The sequence below is a fragment of the Roseomonas rosulenta genome, from assembly GCF_016106005.1.
Taxonomy (GTDB): domain Bacteria; phylum Pseudomonadota; class Alphaproteobacteria; order Acetobacterales; family Acetobacteraceae; genus Neoroseomonas; species Neoroseomonas rosulenta.
The window spans coordinates 1-6,805 of the sequence record NZ_JACADR010000243.1; the positions used below are offsets into that span (position 1 = coordinate 1).

The 6,805-nt window shown below is 71.3% G+C and carries 11 protein-coding genes; 7 read left to right on the forward strand and 4 right to left on the reverse strand.

Going from position 1 to position 6,805, the window contains the following annotated elements:
- Positions 1 to 206 (reverse strand): hypothetical protein (locus tag HW578_RS20810; protein WP_198372630.1); only part of this gene is annotated, 206 nt, incomplete at its 3' end.
- 165 nt (positions 207 to 371) lie between these two features.
- Here HW578_RS20810 and HW578_RS20815 point away from each other — a divergent pair.
- The 6 genes from HW578_RS20815 to HW578_RS20840 all read left to right on the forward strand — a co-directional run bounded on the left by HW578_RS20815 (position 372) and on the right by HW578_RS20840 (position 4,252).
- Entirely contained in the window at positions 372 to 1,052 is a 681-nt protein-coding gene (locus HW578_RS20815; protein WP_198372631.1) for a 50S ribosomal protein L25/general stress protein Ctc, read from the forward strand.
- 94 nt (positions 1,053 to 1,146) lie between these two features.
- Positions 1,147 to 1,731 (forward strand): aminoacyl-tRNA hydrolase, encoded by a 585-nt coding sequence (gene pth, locus HW578_RS20820; protein ID WP_198372632.1) that lies wholly within the window; start codon positions 1,147 to 1,149, stop codon positions 1,729 to 1,731.
- Complete coding sequence (locus HW578_RS20825; protein ID WP_198372633.1) at positions 1,731 to 2,237, forward strand: hypothetical protein; 507 nt, start codon at positions 1,731 to 1,733, stop codon at positions 2,235 to 2,237. Before pth ends, HW578_RS20825 begins: the two co-directional genes overlap by 1 nt.
- On the forward strand, positions 2,227 to 3,321 hold the full coding sequence (ychF, locus tag HW578_RS20830; protein WP_198372634.1) for a redox-regulated ATPase YchF: 1,095 nt from the start codon (positions 2,227 to 2,229) through the stop codon (positions 3,319 to 3,321). Before HW578_RS20825 ends, ychF begins: the two co-directional genes overlap by 11 nt.
- The gene (locus tag HW578_RS20835) at positions 3,318 to 3,803 is read left to right on the forward strand and encodes an MgtC/SapB family protein (protein ID WP_198372635.1); all 486 of its coding nucleotides are present in this window, start codon (positions 3,318 to 3,320) and stop codon (positions 3,801 to 3,803) included. Before ychF ends, HW578_RS20835 begins: the two co-directional genes overlap by 4 nt.
- Positions 3,800 to 4,252 carry a hypothetical protein gene (locus HW578_RS20840; protein ID WP_198372636.1) on the forward strand — a complete coding sequence of 151 codons (453 nt, stop codon included), beginning with the start codon at positions 3,800 to 3,802 and terminating at the stop codon, positions 4,250 to 4,252. Before HW578_RS20835 ends, HW578_RS20840 begins: the two co-directional genes overlap by 4 nt.
- A 3-nt stretch (positions 4,253 to 4,255) precedes the next feature.
- Here HW578_RS20840 and HW578_RS20845 read toward each other — a convergent pair whose 3' ends face one another.
- Positions 4,256 to 4,411: a hypothetical protein gene (locus HW578_RS20845; protein WP_198372637.1), complete on the reverse strand. Its 156-nt coding sequence runs from the start codon at positions 4,409 to 4,411 to the stop codon at positions 4,256 to 4,258.
- A gap of 74 nt (positions 4,412 to 4,485) precedes the next feature.
- On the opposite strand from HW578_RS20845, the gene HW578_RS20850 reads away from it, so the two are divergent.
- A complete protein-coding gene (locus tag HW578_RS20850) occupies positions 4,486 to 5,367 on the forward strand; it encodes an S-methyl-5'-thioadenosine phosphorylase (protein ID WP_198372638.1) in 882 nt (293 codons plus the stop codon).
- 4 nt (positions 5,368 to 5,371) lie between these two features.
- On the opposite strand, the gene HW578_RS20855 is transcribed toward HW578_RS20850, so the two are convergent.
- On the reverse strand, positions 5,372 to 6,058 hold the full coding sequence (locus tag HW578_RS20855; RefSeq protein ID WP_198372639.1) for an anti-sigma factor: 687 nt from the start codon (positions 6,056 to 6,058) through the stop codon (positions 5,372 to 5,374).
- Complete coding sequence (locus HW578_RS20860; RefSeq protein ID WP_198372640.1) at positions 6,055 to 6,594, reverse strand: sigma-70 family RNA polymerase sigma factor; 540 nt, start codon at positions 6,592 to 6,594, stop codon at positions 6,055 to 6,057. Before HW578_RS20860 ends, HW578_RS20855 begins: the two co-directional genes overlap by 4 nt.
- Between the last annotated feature and the right edge of the window lie 211 nt (positions 6,595 to 6,805).

The following is a 6,805-nucleotide window of genomic DNA, read 5'->3' on the forward strand; positions in this document are numbered from 1 at the left end:
GACGGTGCGGGCGCGGGTTCCGGCGGGCGGAAGCCGGCGGCGATCAGCGCACCGGCCATGCCGCCGACCTCGGCGCGCAGCGCGGCGATCTGGGCCTGCAAGGCGCGGGCTTCGCGCCGCGCCGCGCCCGCGCGCACGAAGCCGGCAACGCCGAGGATCCAGCCGCCGACGATCAGGAGCGCGACGAGGAGAATCAGGCCTTCCATTCGCGTAACGCTTCGCCACCACCACCGGCCCCGTCAAGGCCGCTGCGCTTGCGCCGCTGAAGCGCTTCACCTAGAACCGGCCCGCGCCGGCACCCCTGGAGGCCGGCGCTTGTCGTTCCGGGGTCCCCGGTTCGGCGACAGCATTCACCTGAAGGAGCAACGACCATGGTCCAGACCATCCGGATCGAGGCCGAGGCGCGCGAGCAGGCAGGTAAGGGGGCAGCCCGCGCAACCCGGCGTCAGGGGCTTGTCCCCGCTGTCATCTACGGCGCGAAGAAGGACGCGACGCTCGCGGCGCTCGACCCGCGCGACGTGATGAAAGAGCTGCACAAGGGCGGCTGGCAGTCTCACCTGTACGAAGTGGCGGTGAAGGGTGGCGCGACCGAGCGCTGCCTGATGCGCGACGTGCAGTTCCACCCGGTCACCGACCGCCCGATCCATGTGGATTTCCAGCGCCTCGCACCTGGTTCGCGCATCCGCGTGAAGGTGCCGGTGGCCTTCCTGCACGAGGACACCTGCCCCGGCATCAAGGCCGGCGGCGTGCTGAACGTCGTGCGCCGTGAGATCGAGGTCATGGCCGACCCCGAGAACGTGCCCGAGAAGTTCGAGATCGACCTGGCCGAGGCCGCGATCGGCGACGGCCTGCGCTGGTCCGCCGTGAAGGACCAGTTCGGCGCGAAGCCGGTCATCGTGGGCCGTGACTTCATGGTGGCCTCGATCGCCGCCCCGACCGTGGTCGATGATGCCGCGCCGGTGGCCGCCGCCGGCCCGGTCGAGGCGATCAAGCAGAAGGCCCCTGCCGCCGGCGCCGCCGCGCCCGCGAAGGACGCCAAGAAGAAGAAGTGATCTGGGGGTTGGGGCAGGCCATGGCTGTCAGTCCCCAACGGCCAGAAGAAGGAGGGGGTCCGGGGGAGTTCACTCCCCCGGCCTTGCTTTTGTGATGGATGGACCGCTGCTCTGGGTCGGCCTCGGCAATCCGGGCGCCGAGCATGCCCGCCAGCGCCACAACATCGGCTTCATGGCTCTGGACGAGATCGCCCGCCGTCATCGGTTCACCCCCTGGCGCAAGCGCTTCAAGGGCGAGGTGGCCGAGGGCGTGGTGGCCGGGCGGCGCGTGCTGGCGCTCAAGCCCATGACCTACATGAACGCGAGCGGCGATGCGGTGCAGCCGGCCGCCGCGTTCCTGAAGATTCCCGTCGAGGGCGTCACGGCCTTCCACGACGAGCTCGACCTCGCACCGGGCAAGGTGCGGGTGAAGAAGGGCGGCGGCGTTGCCGGCCACAACGGGTTGCGCGACATGCGCCGCGCCTTCGCAAGCGCGGAGTTCTGGCGCGTGCGCCTGGGCATCGGCCATCCCGGCCACAAGGACGCCGTCACGGGACATGTGCTGGGCAATTTCGCGAAGCAGGACCAGGCCTGGGTCGGGCGGCTTCTCGATGCGGTGGCGGAGTGCGCGCAGCTGCTGGCCGAGGGCAAGCCCGAGGATTTCATGACGCGCGTGGCGCTTCTGACGCAGGAGGGGTGATGGAAGAGGAAACGCCGCCCGACATCGCCTTCAGCGGATTGAGCGCGCAGGATTTCGCGCATGGCACGGCGATCCTGTCCTCCGCCCTGGTGCGCGAGGCGGAGAGCCTGGCCTCGGCGGCGGCCGGGCTGCGCGCGACGCTGGACCTGTTCACGCTCGATGGCTTCTCGCCCGAGGCGGAGGACCGCCGCATCATGCGCGAGGGCACGCGCGAGGGCGCGGCCCTGGCCGGGGCGCTGCTTCTGGCGGCGCGGCAATTGCTGCGCTTCACCGGCGACCCGGCGCGCGCGGCGCATGAGACGGTGGGGCGGCTGCCGCGCAGCACGCTCTCGGTCGGTGAGATGGTGGGACATCTTCGCGCCGCCGCGCTCGCGCCGGTGACCGATGACGGCGCGGCGCGGATCGCGGCAGCGACCATCGCCGAGACCTTCGCCGAGGAATTCGACGCGGCCTGGCGGAAGGCCGCTCCGCCCGCGGGCGGCCAGGGGATGAACAATGGGCTTTAACTGCGGGATCGTGGGCCTGCCGAATGTCGGCAAGTCCACGCTGTTCAATGCGCTGACGCAGACCGCCGCGGCGCAGGCGGCGAATTATCCGTTCTGCACGATCGAGCCCAATGTCGGGCGCGTGGCGGTGCCCGACCCGCGGCTCGAGGCGCTGTCGCGGATCGGCAAGTCGGCGAAGATCATCCCGACCAGCCTCGAATTCGTGGACATCGCGGGCCTGGTGCGCGGCGCGTCGAAGGGCGAGGGGCTGGGCAATCAGTTCCTGGCGAACATCCGCGAGGTGGACGCCATCGTCCATGTCCTGCGCTGCTTCGAGGACACCGACGTCACGCATGTGGAAGGCAGCGTCGACCCGATCCGCGATGCCGAGACGGTCGAGACCGAGCTGATGCTGGCCGACCTGGAATCGCTGGAGAAGCGCGCCCAGGGCCTGGTGAAGCGCGCGCGCGGCGGGGACAAGGAAGCGGTCGCGCAGATGGCGCTGATCGAACCCATCAAGGCGGCGCTAGAGGCCGGGAAGCCGGCCCGCACGGCGGTGCCGCGCGGTGAGGAAGCGGCGGCGGCGAAGCTGCAGCTGATGACGACCAAGCCCGTGCTGTATGTGGCGAATGTCGAGGAAGCCTCCGCCGCGACGGGCAATGCCTATTCCGCGCGGGTGTTCGAGAAGGCGAAGGCCGAGGGCGCGCAGGCGGTGGTGGTCTCGGCCGCCATCGAGGCCGAGATCAGCCAGATGCCCGAGGGTGACCGCGGGGACTTCCTGGGCTCGCTGGGCCTCGAGGATTCCGGGCTCGATCGCATCATCCGCGCCGGCTACGCGCTGCTCGGGCTGATCACGTACTTCACGGTTGGGCCGAAGGAGACGCGGGCCTGGACAATCCTCAAGGGGATGAAGGCCCCGCAGGCCGCCGGCGTGATCCATGGCGACTTCGAACGCGGCTTCATCGCCGCCGAGACGATCGCGTATGATGACTACGTCGCGCTGGGCGGCGAGCAGGGGGCCAAGGAAGCCGGCAAGATGCGGGTGGAAGGCAAGGAGTACGTCGTGAAGGATGGCGACGTGCTGCTGTTCCGCTTCAACGTGTGAACGCCGCGATCGATGCCTGGCTGAACGGGCTGGGGCCGGAGGCCGGCACGGCCATCGTGCTGCTGCTGGCCTTCGTGGTCGGCGCGGCCATTGGCATCGAGCGCGGCATCAGCACCAGCGCGGTGGGCATCCGCACCTGCACGCTGGTGGCGCTGGCCTCGGCGGGATTCGCCTGCATGGTCGTGTCGCGGTTGCCGGATGCCGCCTGGGGCCACGCCTTCGGGGCGGTGGCGACGGGGGTGGGGTTCCTCGGCGCGGGGGCGATCATCAAGGCAGGGCGCAGCGTCACGGGACTAGGCGATGCGGCGACGATCTGGTGCGTGGCGATGCTGGGCGTGCTGATCGGGGTGCGCGAATTCGCCGCGGCGCTCGTGGTGACGGCGCTGGTGCTGGCGGTGAACGTGCTGCTGCGACCGGTGGCGGGGTGGATCGACCGGCATCGTGCGCGGCGCAAGCCGGAAGACGACGTGCTCGACGGATGATCGGCTTCGTCTTTCGCTGGCTCCTGCCGGCCTTTGGCCTCGGCATGGTCGCGATGGCGCTGCTGGGCGCGCCCGGGCGCGGCGCGCCGCCGCTGGAGAGCCTGTGGCACGCGCCCGTGCAGACGACCGTGACCAGAGCGCGGATCATCGAGCCGGACGGCGTCTTCCCCTATGCGCGCACCGCGGTATTGGTCGCCTGGCCGCCCGGATCGGGTGAGGAGGCGGAGGTCGGTGCTATGTCCATCGGCGAGCAGACGACCCATCGCCGCGTCCTGGAGATGGAGGTCGCGCGCTTCCCGGCAGGCACGCCCATCACGGTGCGGGTCGCCGGGGGGCGGCCCTGGGCGGATGTCGCGGATGGCTTCGCCTTGGCCTGGACGATCGGGATGACGCTGCTGGGGTCGCTGCTGGCGGCCGTCGGGCTCTTCGTGAACCGCGTGCTGCGGTAATCGCTAGCGCGCCGGCAGCGCCATGCGCGCCTGGCCGGTTGCCGGATCGGGCGGCGGCAGCGCGGTGCCACGGGGGCCGAGCCCGTCACGCTCGCCCGCGCGGTCGCCACATGCGACGAGGACAAGGAGCAACAGCACGATTCGAATGGCGGGCGACATGCTGCCCGCTTAGCACGCGCGCCGCCCCGCGCTACACCCCGCGCAACCCCGCGACCCGGAGAAAGACTCCCCGCATGCCCGACACCATCACCCCCATGATCGGCTTCATCGGCGGCTCCGGCGTCTATGACCTCGATGGCCTGGACGACCGCGCCTGGGTGAAAGTCCGCACCCCCTGGGGCGACCCGTCGGACGAGATCCTCACCGGCCGCCTGCACGGCGTGCGCGTCGCCTTCCTGCCGCGACACGGGCGCGGGCACCCCACGCCGCCCTCCGCGCTCAACTACCGCGCCAATATCGACGCGATGAAGCGGATCGGCTGCACCGAGCTCATCTCTCTCTCGGCGGTCGGCTCGCTGCGGGAGGACCTGCCGCCCGGCCATTTCGTCATCGTCGACCAGTTCATCGACCGCACCTTCGCGCGGGAGAAGTCCTTCTTCGGCGCGGGCTGCGTGGCCCACGTGTCGGTCGCGCACCCGGTCTGCCCCCGCCTGGGCGATGCGCTGGAAGCCGCGGCCCGGCAGATCGACCTGCCCTATCGCCGCGGCGGCACCTACCTGGTCATGGAAGGCCCGCAGTTCAGCACAAAGGCCGAGAGCCTGCTGTACCGCCAATGGGGCTGCCACGTGATCGGCATGACCAACATGCCCGAGGCGAAACTCGCCCGGGAAGCGGAGCTTTGCTACGCGACCATGGCCATGGTCACCGACTTCGACTGCTGGCACCCGGACCACGACCACGTCACCGTCGAACAGGTGGTGAAGGTGCTGTTCTCCAATGCCGACCGCGCCCGCGCGCTGGTCAAGGCTGTGGTGCCGATGCTCGGCGCGGAGCGCGGCCCCTGCCCTGCCGGCTGCGACCGCGCGCTGGACCACGCGCTGGTCACCGCGCCGGAGAAGCGCGACCCGGACCTGCTGGCGAAGCTCGATGTCGTGGCGGGGCGGGTGCTGGCGTAGCGCCTCACGCCCCGCGCGCCGGCGCCAGCCGGCCGATGAACAGGATCGGCCCCGTCGGCCGCCCGGTCGGCGACCCGCCGGGCGGTTCCAGGGAGATCTCGATCAACATCCCAGGCTCCGGCCGGATCGTCGCCGGTGTGACGGTCAGCCGCCCCTGCGGGGGAATCAGACCGAGCGAGGTGGGCGCTGTGGCCCCCTGCGGCAGCGCCCAGAGCTGCATGACGCGATCGGGCGGCAAGGGCTGAGGGTTCAGCGCAGCCAAGCGCAGCGCGCCGCCATCGGATTCGACCAGCCAGGCCGGCTGGTCACGCTGGGTCAGCAACACCGTCATCAGCGGCGGCGCCGGCATCGGGCGCAGCACCAGGAAGGCCGCCAGGCCCGCTGCGACCGCCGACGCACCGAAAGCCCAGACCCGCCAGAAGCCCGACGGCTTCGCCACAGGCGCCGGCACGGGCGGCCGCGCGCCCTCGAGCGCCGCCTCGATGCGTTCCCACAGGCCGGGCGGCGGCGCTTCCGGCAGGGCGAGCGCGGTCAGTGGCGCAAGGCGCTCCTCCCAGGCCTCGACCAGCGCGCGGAACTCCGGATCCTCCACCATGGCGCGCTCCACCTCGCGGGCGTCATGCGCATCGAGCGTGCCGAGCACATATTCGCCGGCCATGGCGTCGCGTTCGGCGGGATCGGTCGGGATCATGCCAGGCACTCCCGGAGTGCGAGCAGCCCGCGCCGGATCCAGGACTTCACCGTGCCGAGCGGCAGGTCGAGACGCGCCGCCACCTGCGGATGCGACAGGCCATGCACGAAGGCGAGGATGATGCCTTCGCGGTTCTTCGGCTCGAGCGCCGCGAGGCAATCCCGCAGGCGGCGCCCCTCGGCGCTTGCGGCCAGGCGTTCCTCGGCTTCCGGCGCCACCGCCTCGTCGCCCAGCGTCGGGTCGTCCGTCGGCGTCTCGCGCCCGCGGGCGCGGATGATGTCGAGCGCGGCGTGGCGCACGATACCGGCGAGCCAGGCCTCGGCGCTGCCGCGCGCCGGGTCGAACTGGGCCGCGCGGCGGCTGATCTTCACGAAGGCGTCCTGCACCGCGTCGGCCGCGACATCGCGGTCGCGCAGGATGGCGTTCGCCACACCAAAGAGGCGAACGGACTGCCGCTCATACACGCTTCTGAGGGCGGCACCGTCACCATTCGCCACGGCGGCGAGCAATCGGGGCAGGTCGTCGTCAGCACTCATGGTCGGCTCCGAAGTGGCCATGGCTTTCTGGCGCCGGTCAAGCGAAACGACCCATTGCAGGACGGGCGTGCGATCGTGATCATCCCCCTTCTACGCATGCAGGAGGCCTTCGGATGCAGCGCTTCACCCTCTCCCGCCGCGCGCTCGGCGCCGCCGCCCTGGCGCCGCTCGCGGCGACGGCGCTGGCCCCGCTGGCACGGCCGGCCTTCGC